Source organism: Paenibacillus sp. EB106-04-04-XG159, from assembly GCF_058791835.1.
Genome location: NZ_JBYTDY010000004.1, coordinates 339841 through 358696, shown reverse-complemented (window position 1 = coordinate 358696; position 18856 = coordinate 339841). Strand labels below are relative to the sequence as shown.

At 49.1% G+C, this 18856-nt stretch carries 13 protein-coding genes; all 13 read right to left on the bottom strand.

Annotated elements, in window-relative coordinates; all coding sequences use genetic code 11:
• Nucleotides 1-342 precede the first annotated feature (342 nt).
• Nucleotides 343-1995, bottom strand: a complete 1653-nt coding sequence (locus AC3WTP_RS07530; RefSeq protein ID WP_492393958.1) for a LysM peptidoglycan-binding domain-containing protein — start codon at nt 1993-1995, stop codon at nt 343-345.
• 355 nt (nt 1996-2350) lie between these two features.
• Nucleotides 2351-3232 carry a prephenate dehydratase gene (gene pheA / locus AC3WTP_RS07525; protein WP_492393957.1) on the bottom strand — a complete coding sequence of 294 codons (882 nt, stop codon included), beginning with the start codon at nt 3230-3232 and terminating at the stop codon, nt 2351-2353.
• Nucleotides 3233-3301: 69 nt separating this feature from the next.
• On the bottom strand, nt 3302-4264 hold the full coding sequence (thrB, locus tag AC3WTP_RS07520; protein ID WP_492393956.1) for a homoserine kinase: 963 nt from the start codon (nt 4262-4264) through the stop codon (nt 3302-3304).
• Entirely contained in the window at nt 4264-5331 is a 1068-nt protein-coding gene (thrC, locus tag AC3WTP_RS07515; protein WP_492393955.1) for a threonine synthase, read from the bottom strand. Before thrC ends, thrB begins: the two co-directional genes overlap by 1 nt.
• Nucleotides 5332-5368: 37 nt before the next feature.
• A complete protein-coding gene (locus AC3WTP_RS07510; protein ID WP_492393954.1) occupies nt 5369-6655 on the bottom strand; it encodes a homoserine dehydrogenase in 1287 nt (428 codons plus the stop codon).
• 33 nt (nt 6656-6688) lie between these two features.
• Entirely contained in the window at nt 6689-7126 is a 438-nt protein-coding gene (locus tag AC3WTP_RS07505; protein ID WP_492393953.1) for an ACT domain-containing protein, read from the bottom strand.
• 262 nt (nt 7127-7388) lie between these two features.
• On the bottom strand, nt 7389-8342 hold the full coding sequence (locus AC3WTP_RS07500; protein WP_492393952.1) for a carbohydrate ABC transporter permease: 954 nt from the start codon (nt 8340-8342) through the stop codon (nt 7389-7391).
• Between the two features lie 14 nt (nt 8343-8356).
• On the bottom strand, nt 8357-9247 hold the full coding sequence (locus AC3WTP_RS07495) for a carbohydrate ABC transporter permease (protein WP_492393951.1): 891 nt from the start codon (nt 9245-9247) through the stop codon (nt 8357-8359).
• The gene (locus tag AC3WTP_RS07490; RefSeq protein WP_492393950.1) at nt 9244-11865 is read right to left on the bottom strand and encodes a DUF5696 domain-containing protein; all 2622 of its coding nucleotides are present in this window, start codon (nt 11863-11865) and stop codon (nt 9244-9246) included. Before AC3WTP_RS07490 ends, AC3WTP_RS07495 begins: the two co-directional genes overlap by 4 nt.
• A gap of 9 nt (nt 11866-11874) precedes the next feature.
• A complete protein-coding gene (locus AC3WTP_RS07485; protein ID WP_492393949.1) occupies nt 11875-13938 on the bottom strand; it encodes a YIP1 family protein in 2064 nt (687 codons plus the stop codon).
• 15 nt (nt 13939-13953) lie between these two features.
• On the bottom strand, nt 13954-14823 hold the full coding sequence (locus AC3WTP_RS07480) for a carbohydrate ABC transporter permease (protein ID WP_492393948.1): 870 nt from the start codon (nt 14821-14823) through the stop codon (nt 13954-13956).
• A gap of 5 nt (nt 14824-14828) precedes the next feature.
• Entirely contained in the window at nt 14829-15725 is an 897-nt protein-coding gene (locus AC3WTP_RS07475; protein ID WP_492393984.1) for a carbohydrate ABC transporter permease, read from the bottom strand.
• Between the two features lie 95 nt (nt 15726-15820).
• Nucleotides 15821-18766 carry an extracellular solute-binding protein gene (locus AC3WTP_RS07470; protein ID WP_492393947.1) on the bottom strand — a complete coding sequence of 982 codons (2946 nt, stop codon included), beginning with the start codon at nt 18764-18766 and terminating at the stop codon, nt 15821-15823.
• Nucleotides 18767-18856 lie beyond the last annotated feature (90 nt).

The following is an 18856-nucleotide window of genomic DNA, read 5'->3' as shown; positions in this document are numbered from 1 at the left end:
TTGCTCATTTGTATTGCTGACGAGTTTAACTCGTTATTTTCTAACATTCGCTCGTTGTTCAGTTTTCAAAGAACAATATTGATTCTCTGTCGCTTCAGTGCTTCAAACCATTCACTTAGCAACAGGAATTAATGTTATCACATTCAGTTGAAGATTGTCAACATTTTTTTCAAACTTTCTTGAAGCTGTTCAAGCTGACATTCATCGTTTCATCCTGTGTCCGACTCGCTATCTCGCGACCGGATTTATAATATATCACGGCATGTCCTATTCTAGCAACAGGAAATATCAACCACAATAACAATTGATCATTATGGTTGATCGGTTCCTGTTGCGTATCATTTATCTATTAATCCAAGGCGTACTGCTCCGATTCAATCGAGACGCAGTATGACTGCGCACCTTCGCCTTCTTCTTGCCTGTCTTAAAGCCCTTCTTTGACTGTTCTCTCTTCGTTTCCGCCGAAGTTGGTGCCGCGTCAGCATCTGTTTGCTGCAGTTTACTTACTTGAGAACCATCCAAGAGATCCATACTATAGATCCCATGTTCTCGCGGTGTGATCATATTAACTCCATTGTCTTTCGGTTGATTCGAAACAATCGGGGTTGACATTGGCGAATAGCTCATCCCTTTGACATTGCCCATTGCACTATATCCGCTGTTTGATGCTGAATGCATATTTTCATATGGATAAGGAAAGTTTGAATTGTCATATCCCGCACTCGGTGTATAACCAGTGGAAGATGGTTGGATCAAAGGCGGCGCAGGAACGACTGGTGCGTTGTAGGGATTATATTGCGCATACATGGTGTTTGCAGGCATCACGCTCCAATTCCCTATAGGAACAGTACCTGGAGGACAATTGCCTAGATACACCCCATGCCCATGCTTGCAAGGCTTTCCCTTCATATAGCCATAACCGTACATCCCAGTTCCGTGCACAGGGTATTGCATTGATGGCATCATCTGTGAATAGCCCTGCCCCATCAGCATATTCATCGAATATCCGTCGCACGGAACGAGATTATTCATTGGAAATGCGGCAGCCTCTTTGCTCTCATTGCCGCCAGCACCTTTACCAGGAAGAGGTTGAGCCTCAGACATTGCCGTCATATTAGGAACCGCTGTTTGTGCGAAAGGTGTTACTGCCTTGGATAATGGTGCGGGAGCAGATGGTGCAGTCGGCATAACTGGCATATTCATTTTAGGTGCTGGATGTACAGGGAGATTTGGAGCAGCAGATTGAAATGGCATAAATTCAGCATTTAAAGCGGAAGGTTGATTAAACTGTGCAGGGGCGATTGGGGCAGCTGGTTTATATTCCATCATCATTTCAGGCTTCATCTGGGGTTTCATTTCGGGTTTCATCTCATGCTTCATCTCGGGTTTCATTTCTGGCTTCATCCCAGGTTTCATTTCGGGCTTCATTTCCGGCTTCATTTCAGGTTTCATTTCGGGTTTCATCTCTGGTTTCATCTCTGGATTCATCTCTGGTTTCATCTCTGGCTTCATCTCAGGTTTCATTTCGGGCTTAGCTTCTTCCGCTTGCTGAATGATCTCAGTTTTTGGTGGTTTCATTTCCGCTTTCGGCTTCGGTGCAGTCAACTTCTTCTTAATATTCTCCGCGAAGGACTGTTCAACTACTTCCTCTTCCACCTTCTGGCTTCCTAGCTTCGGAATGTTGATGACCTGCCCGACCAGCAGCACGTTAGGATTTTTCAATTGAGGATTCGCCGCGATCATAACATTCAATGGCACGCCCCAAGCCCTGGACAGCTTCCATAACGTATCGCCTTCTTTGACGACATGCTTATGGATGATTTCGTAACCGCCCGTCGGGTAAGTAGAAGAAGGCACTTTAATCTTCATGCCGACAGACAACTGATTAGGATCCTTCAATTGTGGATTCATAGCGATAAGCTGGTCTAATGAGACACCATATTTTTTCGATAAAGAGTAGAGGGTGTCTCCTTTTTTGACAATATGAATTTTCACGTGTTGTTACCTCCTAAGCATTCGTCGTGAATGCCGTTTATTCCATCCAATAATGACAGCTTTTCAAACGAACTCCCGGATATAGTGAATATCCGGCTTCCTCCTCGTGGCAGGACATTCGCCCGCCCAATCAATACTACATCGTATGCAGCAACTGGGCATTTGACATCCCTATGTACAAAAAAAGTGCTCTCACAGCACCTAAACACATATTCGATCTGAATACAGCGTCAGTGTTAATGAGCAAAATAACAAAGGGACTGGCCCCTAGGAAAACATCCCTAAAGAACAGTCCCTTTATATTCGATCAACTCTGTAGTGCTAATAACCGTTAACGGCAATCACCATTCTCACCCTATAACTTGAGCTGGTGCGGTCTCCCTTGTACCCAATTGTCGCTGGAATAGCTTGGGTAAGAGCCCAATACACGCACCTGACAACCGAGTGCTTCGATCTCTTCAAGAGCGGATGGCAGCAGTACGGAGTCGAGCGACATTTCGATATCCATGTAAAAATAATAGCTTCCAAGCTTAAGCTTCGTCGGACGCGACTCAATCCGCGACAAGTTGATGCGTCTCCATGAAAATGCGGACAGCACTTGATGCAGCGCACCCGGAAAGTCTTCCGGCAGCGTCACCAGAATGGTCGTCTTCATCGTCGCTGAAGGTGCCGCTGCAATCGGCTCCTTGCCTATCAGCACGAAGCGTGTAAAGTTGTTATTATGATCCGTAACAGCTGATTCGAGAACATCCAGCTGGTGTGTCTTGGCGCCTAAGATCGTGCCGATGGCAACCCAGCCTTTGTCTGGATTGTTCTTCACAATTCGAATCGCTTCTGACGTGCTGCTGACATGCTCCTGCTCAGCATGGGGCAGATGTGTTCGCAGAAACTGCGTACACTGCGCCATTGCCACCGGATGCGACAGCACCTTCGTCACACGGGACCAGTCACCCTCCAATTCATCGCGGCGGCCGACCAGATTCTGAATCGATGGATAGACCCATTCCGCTCGGAACGGCAGATCCACCTCGTGCACGATCCAATCCATATGCAAGTTGACAGAGCCTTCAATTGTATTCTCAATCGGAATAACACTGTAATCGGTTAAACCATTAACCGTAGATATAAATACATCCGATATCAGCTTGCTGTGCACATATTCATGCTCTTCTCCAAGCAAGTGCACAGCCGCTTCATGCGATACGGATCCTTCTGGAAGCAAAGCAATACGCGCCATGAGAAGTGAAGCTCCTTTATGTCTTAGTCATCTTCATACAATAAGACTTCATAACCCTTTAGTTTATGTTTATCGAGCACTCTCCGACATAGAAGGAATAACTGAAGAAATGTCCTCTCCTTCGATATACACAGCGCCCTCCATACAAGGATTTAATTCGTATACATCCGCTTCAACACCATGATCAGCCAATGTTCGCTGCATGAATTCGATCAATTCAGCCGATGGCTTGCTCTTATCGATCAAGGCAAGCAATGTTGGGCCAGCACCGCTCAATGCCGCTCCCAAAGCGCCATGCTGATTCGCTTCAGCAAGCAGATTGCTCATTCCAGGAATGAGCGGCGCACGATATGGCTGGTGCACACAGTCCTTCATCGCTTCATGCAGCAAGCCGAATTGTCCCGTGCATAAGGCCGCGACGAGCAAGGATGAGCGGCTTACATTATGGACAACATCGGATAGCTTGTATTGCTTAGGAAGCACGCTTCGCGCTTGCTTCGTCTCCAATTGGAAGCGCGGAATCGCTACTACCGTCCCTAGCTCAGCGCATGGCTCAAGCCGGACATAATGAGCTTTGCTTCCATCCCATGATGCAACGACAATACCTCCAAGCAGAGAAGCCCCCACATTATCAGGATGCTTCTCAATCGCTGTGGCCATGTCGAACAACTGTTGATCCGAGAATGGCTTGCCCAATAGCCCATTCGCGGCAACCAATGCTCCTACAATAGCGGACGCGCTGCTGCCGAGCCCTCGCGTTAACGGAATTTCACTGTACATATCGACTTCCAACGGAACGGCAGGCACTCCCGCTTCCGCAAACACCCGTTGAGCTACCTTCACGATCAGATTCGTCTCATCCGTTGGAATACCGGACAGTTCCGTTCCATATAGTCGCACAATCGTCTTGGATGCAGGCTTCATCGCAACCCATATATACTGGGATAGTGCCATTCCTATGGTGTCAAAGCCTGGTCCTAGATTGGCTGTGCTGGCCGGCACTTTCACCAGCACGCCTTCCTGCCGCAACATTATTGTCCACCCTCTAATTGACGAATGGCCTCCATAACAGCCTCTTCGTTATCTTCAACGACAACGGGCTCGATTCCCGCTGTTTTAAGCGCAACATTCGGATCTTTCAGACCGTTGCCTGTCAGTACGCAGACAACAGATTCACCGCCTGCGAAGTAACCTTCACCATGCAGCTTCATTACACCTGCCAACGATGCGGCCGATGCAGGCTCACAGAATACGCCTTCTTGGGAAGCAAGCATCTGATAAGCAGCAAGTATCTGCTCGTCCGTCACATAGTTGATCTGACCGCCAGATTGGTCTGCCGCTTCAACCGCGGTCTTCCAGCTTGCCGGATTGCCGATACGAATCGCTGTTGCGATCGTCTCCGGCTCCAGAATCGGCTCGCCTTTCACAATCGCCATAGCACCTTCCGCTTCGAAGCCAATCATCTTCGGCAATTTCTTCGACTTGCCCGCTTCGTGGAACTCCTTGAATCCTTTCCAGTAGGCAGTGATGTTTCCGGCATTGCCGACAGGAATCGCCAGCACGTCCGGCGCATCTCCAAGTTGGTCGCACACTTCGAATGCAGCCGTCTTCTGACCTTCGATTCGATAAGGGTTAACAGAGTTCACTAATGTGATCGGATGCTTCGCCGTAATCTCGCGCACAATCTCAAGCGCGCGGTCAAAGTTACCCTCGATCGCGATCACCTTTGCACCGTAGATCATCGCTTGAGCCAGCTTGCCAAGCGCGATGTTATTGTTCGGAATGAGGACGATGCAGTTCAATCCGCCGCGCGCTGCATATGCGGCTGCCGCTGCCGAAGTATTGCCAGTTGAAGCGCACATGATCGTCTGGCTGCCCTCTTCCATCGCTTTGGCAACTGCCATGACCATTCCCCGATCCTTGAAGGAACCGGTCGGATTTAACCCCTCGTACTTCAAGTATACATTCAAGCCGAGCTCAGCAGAGATCCGCTCTGCGCGGATAAGAGGCGTATTGCCTTCATGCAGTGTAAGCTTCGGCGTAGCTTCAGTTATTGGTAAATAAGAACGGTATGTTTCGAGTAATCCCATGTATCTCATCGTGGTTTCTCCTTCCGGACCAAATCGGCCGTGCTCTTTATCCTTCTACGCGATAAACGCTCTTAATCATCTTGATTACTTCGAGGCTCTCAAAGTAATCAAGTACTCGATTCATATTCGCTTGGCTTGCATGATGAGTAACGATGACGATCTCCGCGTCAGGATTGTATGGATTCGGCTGTTGAACTACAGACTCCAAGCTGACATTGTACTTCGCAAATGCCTGTGTAATCTGCGCCAACACTCCCGCTTTATCATGTACATGCAGCAATATAAAGTTCTTAGAAGTGATATTCTCTTCCGTCTTAAGCTTCTTCTCATTATAGGCTTGATGCGCTTGTTTGCCGTTTACGCCAAGACGCATATTTTTGATAACAGCTACCAGGTCCGCTACAACAGATGTTGCCGTCGGCATTTCCCCTGCGCCAGGACCGTAGAACATCGTCTCGCCGACTGCCTCGCCGTATACATATACTGCATTGAATACCCCGTTAACAGAGGCAAGCGGATGAGAAGTACTCACCATGGTAGGCTGAACGACGACGCTGATCTGATCATCCTGACGTTCTGCGATACCGAGAAGCTTCATTTCATAGCCAAGACGCTTGGCATATAGGATATCTTCTTTCTTTACACAAGAGATACCGCGGACATCTACATCTTCAAGGCTCACGTTCGTATGGAAGCCTAGTGTAGCTAGAATCGTCATCTTGCGAGCGGCATCCAGCCCCTCTACATCAGAAGTCGGATCCGCTTCAGCGTAGCCGAGTTCCTGCGCTTCCTTCAGCACATCTTCGTAAGCTGCGCCTTCCTTGCTCATTTTCGTCAAGATGTAATTCGTTGTACCGTTCACAATCCCCATAATCTTCGTGATCCGATCCGAAGAGAAGCCTTCAGTCAGCGTGCGAATGATCGGAATGCCTCCGGCCACACTCGCTTCAAAGAGCACGTCGCAGTTGTTGGCATGCGCTTTAGCCATTATTTCTTGACCGTGCAGAGCCATCAGATCCTTGTTCGCTGTCACGATATGCTTGCCCTGCTCGAGTGCCGCCAGCATGTATTCCTTGGTCGGATCGATACCGCCCATCACTTCAATAATAATATCGATTTCTGGATCATTAATGACTTCCCAAGCATCCTCAGTCATCAGATCCTGATCTATTGGAAGATTGCGCTGCTTATGCGCATCTTTAACGAGCACTTTGCGAATATGAATAGGAGAACCGACTTGACTGCTCAAGTCCTCTTGATGTCCTTCAACTATACGTACCACACCAGTTCCCACAGTCCCCAAACCCAATAACCCCACATTAATCGGTTTCATCCCTATTCCTCCCTTATCTTATGCCCATATATGTCAGCCTTGACCTATTACATTGACGCGCTTAACGCCTGGAATATCTCTTAACATATCCAGCATCCGTCCAAACGGCTCGGCTATAAGCGAAGTTTCCACTGACAGCACGACGTTTGCAATTCCTTGAAGCGGAATCGTCTGATGTATAGTCAATACGTTCCCTTCAAAGTTAGCAACAGACCCGAGCACTTTCGATAGAATGCCGGATCGGTGATCCAAGTCAAGCGATATCGTTACAATTCTCTCCCGCTCCAATTGATTCAGAGGGAAGATTCCATCCTTATATTTATAAAATGCGCTCCGGCTCAAGTCCACACGCTCCGCAGCTTCATGTACCGTCTTAACCTCACCTGCTGCAAGCAGCTGCTTAGCTCTAACGGTCTTCACTACCGCTTCTGGCAGGATGTCTTCTCTGACTAAGTAATATCGATCGGTCATGTTTCGTCCTCCGTAAGAATACTTTTGTTTCCTCTAGAAGGACATTATAGCGAATCATGTGAGATTGTGCAATAGGTTGAAGGTAAAGTTGAGTCCATTATACATGAAAAAGTGAACAAGCATTGCGATCGTACAAAAAAAGAAATATTCACCAGATCGAAAACAAAAGAGAGACTAGCCCCTAAGATCGAATGACCTCTTGAGGAACAGCCTCTCGCATCAAAACTATTTTCATACTGCTATCACGCAGCTTGCTCCATACTCAGCCCACGATACCCGTTCGCTCCACACTTTCTACAAAGTACCTTTGCACAAACAGGTACATTATAATTAATGGCGCGGTCATGAGCAGCACCCCTGTATTCAGTAACATCGACTGATACACAGGATCAGGCTCCTTCAGTCCGATGCCCATATTCATAAGCTGAGTCGCGAGTACCTTAACGTCATTTAAGAACAATCCTACATAATAACTATCATTCCACTGCCAGACAAACGAGAACAGCGCAACTGTCACAATGGCCGGGACGGCGTTGGGCAGCATAATGCGCAGAAACGTGCGCGGCACTCCCGCTCCATCCACAAGCGATGCTTCCTCTAATTCCTTCGGTATCCCGCGAAAGAACTGCCTGAATATATAGATGTACAATCCATTCTTCAAGCCCATCGCCGTTGAGGATGAAATGATAAACGGCCAGAAGGTGTCGATTAAGTTAAAGTTTGCTTTACCGGTCAGCAGCGGCACTAATCCGAACAGATCGAAGTACCGATACGTCAAGTACAATGGAATCATAATCGTTTGCGGCGGTACGATGATCGTAAAAATAACGACTGCGAACAAGAGCCCGCTCCCTCTGAATTTCAATCTTGCAAAGGCATACGCCCCCAATGCGCAGGACATAAGCTGAATGACTGTCGTTCCGCCAGATATCAATATCGTATTGAGCATGGCGCCGAAGTAGTCGGTCGTCTCAATCGCGATGCGAAGATTATCCCAAGTGAAATTTCGGGGAATCCACAGCACAGTCGGATCATAGATATCGGCACGGTCACGAAATGCTACGGACAAACGAAGAAAGAGCGGGAATAAGATGATGAAGCAGAAGCCCGCGACGAGCAAGCCTCTCAGCCATACCCATACCCACTTCTTCCCTTTCTCTACTGGATTGAAGCGAATAACGATGGCATCCGCTCGATCTGACAGCGAGGTTCTCACAGCAATCCGCCTCCTTAGTCGTAATAGAACACTTTTCGCGACAGAATTCCCGCAGCTACGGAGAGCAATACAGCGACTACTATAAAGTATATCCACGCCATCGCTGCACTCAATCCGAAGTCAAACACCTTGAATGCGGTTTCCGAGACGAGCTTATTGATCTTATCCCCGCTGAATGAATCGATGATCGAGTAGACCATATTCGTCAAGATGAGCGGCGTCATCATCGGAAAGGTGACTTTCCAGAACGTCTCGTATCCTGTAGCGCCTTCTATCTTGGACGCTTCATACAGAGAAGGCGAGATCGACTGCAGGCCAGCTAGGAAGATCAGCATCTGCACGCCAGATGAGCTGATAATCTCATAGATGCGATCCACAGCACCCGTTAAATAATCGACAAATATTTGCCCCATCCCCGCTTCGAGCATCATTTTCTTCAATTCAAAGCTCTCCAATATCGTTCCGCTCTCTCCAGCATTACTCCCAGAGATTGAGCCGCCGACGAAGGAACTGATGTCCATACCAGCGATAGCGCTGGATGCCAATATAACAGGCAGGAAGAATACCGCGCGCGCGAAGGCGCGGCCTCTAAACTTTTGATTAAGCAGCACTGCGGCAAACAAGCTGAAAATAATGATGATCGGAACATTAATGATCATATTCACGACCGACTCCGTTAATTGGCGCACATAATCCGGATTCGATACCAATAAGCTGCGGTAGTTGTCAAACCCTTCAGGTATGAGCTCGAAGCCTCCTTCTACTAGCTCCAGACTGCTCAAGCTGTATCTGAAGGATTGGATAAGCGGCAGGATAAAGAGCATGATCAGCCCGATGATTAGCGGCAGCGCGAACAAAACTCCCCACCAGGCCTTTCGCTGACTCAACGACATCATTCTCTTCATCTCGTTTCACCGCCTGTTCCGATTGCGAAGCTGAGCCCCTCAATAGTTATGTTATCAATCTGTACGGCGGAGTCGTTGTAATTAACGACTACCGTTATCCCGTTCGCATACTGAGTCCAGGTCACACCCTCTGCCAGCTTGCGATGCCCTGTAATCGGCTGCTCGCGTGTTAAAGTGCTTAATTCGTACAGCTCCTTATATTGGGAAACGGCCTGTTCGAACCAGATCTGATAATGATTCGACATGTATTGGTCATAATCCGTCTCCTTAACAGTCGCCGCGTCGGCATAGAACCAGTCTACGAACACGTTCATACCTGTTTCGGCGGCCCGCAGCAGTGCTGAACGATCATGGTCCGCGCCGCCTTGATTGAACGGCGTACCAGCCAGATCCACATATCCATGCAGCACAATCTGATACAGGGGAACATCTTCATCCGTCAGGTTCATACGGCTGCTGCGCTCAGGAGCGTTAACAATCGCGGCTGCATATGGCAGACTATAAGCATTGCCTCCATTGAACATCAGCTTAGGCACCTGCTTATGAAGTTCCTCCGCAGCAGTTGTCGCTTGAAGAAGCGCCTCCTGTCTAGAGACAGCTTGTGACGGATCAAAGTCTGAGTACACCATCTCGCCGAGGTCACGGAGCGATAGAGCTCCCGTATTCCATTCCTTATATTCATCCAGAAAGGCAGAGGTAGTATTCATAAGCCTACTTGGCGTTAAGAGCAGATAGTCCCGCTCCGCATCATCCTGCTGCTTCATCACCGAATCATATTTATAGATTCGCGCTTTATCCTGAGTTAAGAAGAATGCGGCATCTCGGGATCGATAGTACTGCTGCATCAAGGCTGTATCGGGATATAAAGTAACCCCCTTGCTGCTGTAATCTATCAACTGCCTGAATCCGCTCGCTCCGCCCAACACAGAATCAATCCGGATGGAATCAGGCGATTTATGACGAATTCCTCCATTAAACCAACCTACATAACGCAGATCGATCCTGCTGATCCCGTTATCCTGCAGCAAGCCAACAATCTGTTCCGCCTCTGAAAATGAAGTAAGCGCAGTATCTGACTCATACGGAATGCCTAGTAACGATCGCTGAATCGGTATGGCTCCCTTGAGCTCCAGCATGAAAGGCGCTTCCGCCTTCTCCAGCAGGCGCATTCCTTTCTTATCTTCTAGGAATGACCTGTACACTTCGCCCATGCCAACATAATTCGCGCGATCACCTGTCGTGAATCCGTAACGTATAGCAAGATCACCTCGATACGGATTCTCTTCAAACATCGGCACTGAGCTCGATTTCGTTCCAGATGTCAACGTATAGTAGTCCATCGCCACAATACGAAACCGTGAAGCTGCGCTGTTATAATTATGGTTGCGGCCGCTTATATCCGCCATTACGCTGGCCAGCGCATCTCCCTGCTCGATCATGCCGATCCAAGCTCTCTGATCCGCCATCAAGCCGAATATAGGCAGCCTCGCCTTCTCGTTCTGCTGCCACTTCTCTTTCACGTTAAAGGCATCATCCTCGCCGTATATCGATATGACATAGGGCTCGGCATTCCATTTGCGATTATTCAGATGAATGAGAGCGCCAGAGCCGTCGGGCACGAGCATGTAGCCCTTTGAATCGAGCCCAGCCGCACCGAAGTGCGGCAGCACGTCAATATATGCCGCGGGATAGGCTTCTGTATAGGACAGTTCCGCAAGCGGAACCGACACCGTCAGCTGCTCGCCGTCCAAGCGATAGATGAGCGGCACCGTAAACTGGACACGCTCCTTCTCCGCTGCCGCCTCGCCTTGTTCAATCCCTTCATCGCTTCTTGCATCCTCGGCTGTATAGCCGATGGTTTGCAGCAGCTCTCTCATTTCCACCATCACATAATCCTGCAGCTTCCGCACTCGATACACCTGTGCCGCTTCATCCAGCTTATAGCGCGCCGCAAAGCGCTCACGCTCTGCTGAATCGGCAATCTTGCTGAGAATTGCTGCCTCCATACGCTCCTTGCTAATCACCTTCGGAATGGAGTCATCTCCTTTAGGAGCTTCGCCAAACGTATACGTGATCTTCAGCTGTTCAGCAGAAGCATCGATGACAAACTGCTTCTTCGCCGTACTCTCCGTGTAGCTGTTCATTCGATTCAGCTGACCCTTATCATTGTAATAGGATAGGATGATCTGAGATGACAGCTCTGACTTATAGAGCGGGGACGCCAACGCATCCTGCTCTCTGCCCTGAGGATTGGAGAACCAGGTATACTTCTGCTCCTTAATCGTTACAGCCGTTTCCGCCGTTTCTCGGTTGATATACAGCGCTAATTTCTCATTCTCCAGCACCTTCTCCATTTTCCCGAGCGATTGCAGCTCCTCAGCCGTATTGTCCCGCGGTTTCAACTCTTCTCGCTTCACAGCATCAGGGAGCAAGGAATCATTCACTTTCAGCACTTCCCTTACGGAAGCTGACTTCGGAACTGTGTTTACTTGTGTAGTCGATGACAAAGATCCTGCAGCCTGCTTGATATCGCTCCATAGGAACACGATGAGGAGAAGAGAGATTGCGATCACCATGAGGCTGACGACCCGCTTAATCCTATTCGATCGTAATATCACGTTAACACCTCACAATCGGAACGATAGTTCGTGGTAGATGGATATAGCAAAGTTAATCATTTGCTGCATCATACTGAAGAACAATATACCGATAAACAGGATAATGCCGATAACGATAAGCGTGAGCAGCATCGTTGCAACCGTCTTCCCCGGGCTGTATTGATGAACGGTCATGGTCCCGACGAACAGCAGCCAGAGCGACCAACCATAAGCAATAACATCCAGCAAGTAATAGAAGGGACTCTCTCCGTTGGTCATCAACGTACTGATTAGCGTCTGAGGCAGGAAGATGATAACGAGCGGCAGCATCGCATACCCTGTTGCCATCAGGATATCCTTGAACTTGCCTTCGCCGTCCATCAGTGTAGTCAACGACCAATTCGCAACGCACCACAGCAGAAACGGAAGTACGATATACATCAGCTCTTCCAGACTGTTCAGCTCGGAAGACTGGTTATAATTCACGACAAAGCCGCTGAACTGCTGTTTAATGATCGTGAATATCGTCAGCAGCGCCAATAAGAGAAATGCGATAGATAGGCGACCCTTCTGTTCGTACTTCATCTCCCAGAAACCGTTGAACGGATGGATCATCGTATAGAAGGGATTGCGGGCGATTCCCACATTGTCATAATGTCTAACCGCGATTTGCTGCCGGCTCATGCGAATAGCCGTCACGCATGCTGCTGCGCCCAGCATGACCATGAGCACAATCGTACCGAAATGATCGATGACAATCTCTTTGCGATATCGCTTGAACGCTTCGGAGTAGTTCTCCCGATGATTGCCCAGCTTGAAGTATTTCATCGCGGCTTCATTATCGCCCTTCTTCATCAGTGTCTTGCCGATGCCGATATAGGCGACATCGAAGTTGCTGTTCATGGCTAATACTCTCTGCCAATCAAGCGTAGCTTCATCCACTCGGCCTTCGTACATGTGCTGCACAGCGCCTCGTATCGCACGGCCGTACTCGGTAGGAGCCAGCTCCGTTATTCGCGCTAGATCCTTATCCAATACGAGCATACGATCATCCTTCATCGCCACAGCAATAGGCGTGCGGAACTTTCCTTGTTGGCTTCCGCGTCCGCCGGAAACATACAGCAGATTGCCATCCTTGTCATACGAGAATATTCGCCCCCGCTTCGAATCCAGTGCATGGTAGATGCCCCCTTTATCGGAGGCGACGTCTACGAAGATCGAGCTGCCAGGCGCAGAGCTCGTCTGCGAGACCGACAGATCTCCCTTGGGAACGGAATACCCTTTGCTGCGCAAGATGTCTACACCCGAAGGATTCAACCGCTTAATCGGCTTATCTGATGTTTCTTCCGAAGTAGTCGTAAACAGGAAGCCTTCCGAATCAAGATCGATGTTGTTAAATTCGAGCGGTATGAACTGCTGCATCTGATCACGCTGTTCTTTCGTGGATATGCGCTTCCACAATAGATCAATAGGATCGAACCTTACGCGGTTCGTTCCAATAAAGCCTTCAAACATTCCATCCGCATTAAACTCCATGACCCCTTCATAGGAACCTCTGCTGATCACGTATACCTGTCCTTCAGCATCCGCAGCCACCTTGATCGGCGTATAGTCGAAACCTGCACGGATCAGACTTGAATCCGGAGCTTCAATCGCCTTCACAAATTGCCCATCGGCGTTCAGCTGGACGATGCGGCGATTGTTCGTATCCGCTACATACAGCTGACCTACGGAATCAACGAACACACCTTCAGGTTGATTAAAGACATCCGTCTGACCATCATGATCAAACGACTCAATCACGCGCTGAACTTTCCACTGTTCATCCGCAATAATGATTCGATTGTTGCCGGTATCCGCGATCACGACTTGGCCTTGCGGACTGACGAACAGATCCTGCGGCACGTTCAGATCACCCACAAGGAGATCATTCCCATACCGTATGCTTGCAGCTGTATACGGAGCTGGAGCCGGTACAGGTTCCCCCCAGTAAGAATACGTATAACTTTCATCAGGATCGGCATAAGCGGCTGATGCCGTCGCGAGGCCGATGAAGAACGCGCAGCACAAGGCAATGGCTTTCTTGATTATCATCTCGATGCCTCCCTGTTATTCCTTCAGTCCCGACGTCGACATCGTCTTGATGACATTGCTTTGCGTTATGATGAATACCGTAATCGGGACGAGCATCATTAATAAGGTAACGGCAGCAACAGCTCCGGTTCGGGCAATACCGCCGTTCGCGATCTGGCCGAAGACAGCATCAACCGTCTTTAATTGCTCGCTATAGATGTATCGAGTCCCTGCTACATTTCCCGACCATAGACCCTGAAGTGAGAATATGATCAGCGTCAGCCAAGCCGGCCTCACGATCGGCATCACGATCTGCCAGAAGATGCGGTATTCGCTCGCTCCATCTACCTTCGCCGCTTCAATGAGCGCGTCTGGAATCTGCTCCATAAATTGCTTCATAAGATACAGCCCTAGCGCCATTCCGAATGCAGGCACAATAACAGCCCATTGTGTATCAACCAAGCCTAGGAATGTCATCGTCATATAGTTCGGCACTTGCGTTACATAGGGCGTAAACATCAAGGCCATAACGACAATACTAAACAGCAGCTTCCTGCCTCTAAACCGCACCTTGGCAAGCGGATATGCAGCCGCAGACGCGATCAGCACATGTCCAACCGTACCTAAGATCGCAATAAAGAACGTGTTGAATAAGTACCTTGAGAACGGAATCCATGAATCGGAAAACAAACTCCCAAGCATCCTAAAATTATCAAGCGTCGGATTGCGCACAAAAAACTTGGGCGGAAATATGAGAATCTCATCCAATGGTTTAAAAGCATTGCTGATCGTAAACACGAGCGGCGCCGCCATAAATGTGGCAATTGCCCCAAGGAACATCATCAATAGAAGGTCAGCAAGCCATGAGCGATTCTCTCGTTTACTGCGCAGCCTCCATATCTTCATTTGCGTTATTCACCTACTTTGCGCAGCATCTTCTGCGTGATCAAGTTGGTCGTCAGCATTAATGTGAACAGCACCGTCGCAATTGCAGAGGCGTAGCCCATCTCATAGCGGATCATACCGTAGTCGATCAGATGCGTCACAATCGTATGCGCCGCATAATCTACACTTGGGAATCCAATCAGATAGATCGAGATTTCCGCTACGGTAAAGGCGTTCGTAATCTGAATGACAGCGCCGAACATCAGCTGCGGGCGCATAGCGGGCAGAGTGATAAACCATAGCTCCTGCCAGCGATTGCGAATTCCGTCGATCGCTCCTGCTTCATATAAGGAGGGGTCTACATTTTGCAATCCCGCGATAAAGGCCAGAAATGAAGTTCCTAAGCTGAGCCATAGTTGAACAAGAATGAGAATAGCAAGCATGTATCGCGGATCCTGCAACCATTGAATCGGCTCAAGAATAGCTCCATATTTCATCAAAAAGGAGTTGATAAAGCCATAGGAATCGCTACTGAACAGCAGATTCCAGATCAGATAGGTGTTGCCCGCAATTGACGGGGCGTACAGGATAAGCGTCAGCACAGCCCGCAGCTTAGGAGGCAGACCATTGATCAACCAGGCAAAGAAGAAGCAAGCCATGTAGCTCAACGGACCGGTAATGGCTGCGAACAGCAGCGTGTTCTTTAAGGCGATGAGGAATACATCGTCTTGGGCAAACAATCGCGCATAATTGTACCATCCTACCCATCTGGGAGCCTCCAGCATATTAAAGTAGGTAAAGCTAAGCACGAGCGATATAACGACCGGAAGCACCGTAAACGTACCGAAAATTATGAAGTACGGCGCCATTAGCACATATGCCTGGCGATTATTCTTCCATTCGCGCTTCAACGCATTCTTCATCCTGCGGAGCCATCCCGCTGTGATTCCTTGCTTCGTTCGGATACCCGCTTCAGGCGCAAGCTCCGATTCTGGACTAGCATTCATGAATGATCCCCTCATTCCTTATAGGGAAGATTGAATTCTTTGCGTTTTAGCGTTATTTCTTCATTAATATAGCGGACGTAGTAGTCAAGGGACTCTCTGGCATCTTCCCCCTGCACCACTACTCTGCGAAATGCATTATCCAGATGCCGGCCTGTAAAGTACCCTCCTGGTACTTCAGGAACTCCTTTCACCCACTGCATCTGACTTTGCAGCTTCTTCAATTCACTAGACTGCCATGGCAGCTCGGCGAAGGCTTCCTGATTCGCTGTCGGATACCGCGCTGCGGCGCCCATGCGAATCTCCATCTCCCGTCCAAACTGCAGCTGCGCGTCTTTACTCGTCCACCACTTGATAAATTCCCATGCAGACGCTTGATCTGACGTCGAGTTGAAGATCATCGCCGCGGTACCTCCGCTGCCTGTTTCGCGTCGGATAGTCCCGTCAGGTTGACGAACACCCGGCACTGGCGCGAAATCCCACAAGCCTTTCAGCTCTGGAGCGAATACATTCAACTTGTTGAATAAGGTGTAATCTTCAATCCCAATCGGCATTTCGCCCGTGCGGAATCGATTGCCGAAGTCCGCTCTGATAGGCAGCTTATAGTTGATGTACATATCCGTCCAACTCTTAAACATCTGGATAGCTATTTCCGACTCCAGACCGCTCATTAACCCTTCATCCTGATAATAGCTGCCCCCATTCTGGTATAAGAGCATCGTATAAGCAGGATTAGGAGCAATGCTGACGATATCCGTATTCGCAGATTCGTTGCCTAGGGCATTCAGCGTCCGTTCAGGCAAACTAATCTGCAGGTGCTGCCTCTGCAGCTTCGGAATGAGAGCTTTCAGCTCATCCCAAGTCTCCGGCACTCCCAGCTTGAGCTCATCAATCAGAATATCCTTGCGATAGAACATGACTGGAAATGTCTGTGTCTCAGGCAGCGCATAGACTTTGCCGTTGAATTCAAATGGAACGATCGCGCTTGGCAGGAACCGCTTCGTGACTTCCTCAAAGTCCGGGAATTGTGACAAATCCAGCATTGCGTTGCGACTCGCATAATTAACCGGAAGATCATTGCCGACTTGAATCGCGACGTCAGGACCCTTGCCTGAGAACGTTGACGGCAGCAGTACGTTAGAAGGCACCAACTTAAGCCGCACCTGTATTCCTGTCTCGCTTGTAAAGCGGTCATCAATAAGCCGCTTCAGGATTAGCGCTTGGTCGCGAGCTGAAGTCAACCACACATCTATTACCTTTTGCTGAGCTTCTCCAGTTGTGCCGAATTGATCGTAGTTTTCAATAAAGGATGCTCCAAACGATTGTGCCCCTGCCCACCCTTGCTCCAACCTAGAGGCTTCCGCCTCAGGAAGCGTGACATCCGGCGATGCGAGAACCAGATAATCAATGACTAGAGGCTGTTCATTCATCGATGGGAGCCATGCACCAAGTGCACCCACATTGGACTTGAAGCTCTCTACTCGTGAAGGAACTGTTTCAGGTCGCTCCGCCATGTCTTTAAGCTGATAGGCAAGTGTATTCAGGATCGCCGTTCGATCCTTGCTTCCGCTTGGCCCTTCAATCATCTGCGCAATTTCAGTGAGCAGCTTGTACTGTTCAGCGAAGGTCTCCGCCATCTCAGGAATGCGCGTTTCCAATTGATAATCGCGGAATGTATCTGGCACAGTTCCTGTAAAGCTGATGATCTTCCGGTACATCCCGTTCAGCTCTAGAATGCTTGATTCCACCGCACGAATGATTGGCGCAAGCTCACCTAAGGTTACTTCCAGCCGAATCGTATGCTTGCCTTGTGACAATGGAAGCAAATACGGCTCACCATCACTTCCACCAACCGTCTTCATCTGCCATTCCGTACTATAAGGAAACCCAATTCGGTCCGCCTCTTGATACGGCAACTCTCCGTCTATGGTGAGTGTTCGCAGTGAGGACATACCCGGTAAGTAATTTTGCAAATGCTTGAAAGATAACGTATATAGTCCTGATTCAGGCACATCGACTTCCCATTCGAGCCACTGTCCCGGAATTCGCCACGCATACGCGCCCATGATATTGTTGCGCAGCTTGGACACATGATACGGCTCAACCGCAGGGCTCGCGCGATGATTGGCAGGCAGCAGGGTCGGGGATGATTTGTATCGCGCATCTTCACCCTGCACCTTGATGAACACGCCGCTTGTCGGCTTCATGCCTTCTTCCTTGTATAGGTTCGCCAACTCCTCATAGGTCGGCGCTGCTTGCGGATTATAGAGCTTGATACCAGCAATAGCCATTGGCTCCCTCACAGAAGTAAGGCTAAGCGTATGAGTACCCTCGCTAAAATAAAAAAGGAACGGCTTCGGCTCATATCCCGTTGCATCTTCCAGCAGCACCTTTTGCCATACTTGATGCTCTATTTGCCGCGGTGTCAGATCATTGCCATTCGCATCTCGCTCCACTTGCACTTGTTCATTCATCCATATTCGCTGAAACATGATGCTTCTCGCTTCTGCGAAAGGCACCATACCGTCAATCTGCAGCTCGCGCTCAATATCTGAATCCTTGCCCTTCATAGGCATCACATTCATCTCGATATGATATAAGCCCGATTCCGGGACCTGAAAGCTCCATGATATTGACCCTTCTGCCCCAGTGATGATAGCATGATCCACTGAACCTTTTGGCCGCTCCAGCCTAGGTTCCGGCATTCCAGCAGCATGGTCATAGCTATCCGCCTGAATAATCACTTCCTTATCAGGAAGCGTCATACTCTTATACTGCTGAATATACGACTGATAACCGCCCTTCTTCGCTGCGTTGGTGATCTGCATTAATCTCGAGCTATCAATGGGGTAATCTATTCCTGATGAGGCACTACTTCCACCCATCAACAGGAAAGCCCCGGAGACTACCACAACCGTAATCACCAGTACGGATATCGCTCTACGGTATCGCTGCCGCATGGACTCCCCCCTCACATACCGCTCCGTCCCTGTCTTGATACTGAATGAACAGGGACGGAGTATCAGTGTGTACTACTTTCACTTACTATC

What these genes read in the sequence shown, in the direction of transcription:
- pheA (WP_492393957.1), bottom strand. Translation starts at nt 3,232, where the DNA reads ATGGCGCGTATTGCTTTGCTTCCAGAAGGATCCGTATCGCATGAAGCG.
- thrB (WP_492393956.1), bottom strand. Translation starts at nt 4,264, where the DNA reads ATGTTGCGGCAGGAAGGCGTGCTGGTGAAAGTGCCGGCCAGCACAGCC.
- thrC (WP_492393955.1), bottom strand. Translation starts at nt 5,331, where the DNA reads ATGAGATACATGGGATTACTCGAAACATACCGTTCTTATTTACCAATA.
- AC3WTP_RS07510 (WP_492393954.1), bottom strand. Translation starts at nt 6,655, where the DNA reads ATGAAACCGATTAATGTGGGGTTATTGGGTTTGGGGACTGTGGGAACT.
- AC3WTP_RS07505 (WP_492393953.1), bottom strand. Translation starts at nt 7,126, where the DNA reads ATGACCGATCGATATTACTTAGTCAGAGAAGACATCCTGCCAGAAGCG.
- AC3WTP_RS07495 (WP_492393951.1), bottom strand. Translation starts at nt 9,247, where the DNA reads ATGAAGAGAATGATGTCGTTGAGTCAGCGAAAGGCCTGGTGGGGAGTT.
- AC3WTP_RS07485 (WP_492393949.1), bottom strand. Translation starts at nt 13,938, where the DNA reads ATGATAATCAAGAAAGCCATTGCCTTGTGCTGCGCGTTCTTCATCGGC.
- AC3WTP_RS07480 (WP_492393948.1), bottom strand. Translation starts at nt 14,823, where the DNA reads ATGAAGATATGGAGGCTGCGCAGTAAACGAGAGAATCGCTCATGGCTT.
- AC3WTP_RS07475 (WP_492393984.1), bottom strand. Translation starts at nt 15,725, where the DNA reads ATGAAGAATGCGTTGAAGCGCGAATGGAAGAATAATCGCCAGGCATAT.
- AC3WTP_RS07470 (WP_492393947.1), bottom strand. Translation starts at nt 18,766, where the DNA reads ATGCGGCAGCGATACCGTAGAGCGATATCCGTACTGGTGATTACGGTT.